This window comes from Bacillus sp. LR--39 (assembly GCF_053613335.1).
The window spans coordinates 1-587 of sequence record NZ_JBSIOT010001258.1 but is presented as its reverse complement, the minus strand read 5'-3'; the positions used below and the strand labels follow the sequence as shown (position 1 = coordinate 587).

Below are 587 nucleotides of genomic sequence, written 5' to 3'. Positions count from 1 at the left end.
CTTCTGTATAAAGCTTTAAACATTCACTTTCATTATAGCTTGGCCCGTTTTGCTCATGACTGCTTTTCCGGAGGACCGCGGACTGGATCCCTAGAAGCGGGTCAACAGGCTCAATCGGGGCGTCTGAACCGCCCGCGCATAAAATGCCTTTAGATATGAGGGTTTTCCAGGCAAATGCAGTCTTCATCCGGTCTTTTCCGAGACGGTCAATGCCCCACGGAAAGTCGCTTGCAACGAAATGCGGCTGAAGATCAAGTGCGATCGGCATGCGTGCTGCTCTCTCGATTAATTCGTTATCAAGCACTTGGGCATGAATAAGCCGGTCATGCCGGCCGTTTTTGGGCGGATGCTTTTCAATTGCGTTCAGCACTTTTTCAAAAGCAAGATCTCCGATTGCATGAACAGCAACCTCCATCCCTTTTTCTCTCGCTTTGCGAATGAGCCGGCCAAGGGTTTCGTCATCGTGAACCTGAACACCATTTGTTGATGGATCATCCTGATATGGTTCTTTCAACAAAGCCGTTCTCCCGCCAAGCGCCCCGTCCGCAAAGATTTTCATCGCACCAAACTCCACATACGGGCCGGAC

At 50.4% G+C, this 587-nt stretch carries 1 protein-coding gene; it reads right to left on the bottom strand.

The genetic code is table 11. The annotated features are described in order from the left end of the window. Window positions 1-587: amidohydrolase family protein (locus tag ACWHAR_RS29805; RefSeq protein ID WP_452088781.1), on the bottom strand; the 587-nt coding region annotated here is incomplete at both ends.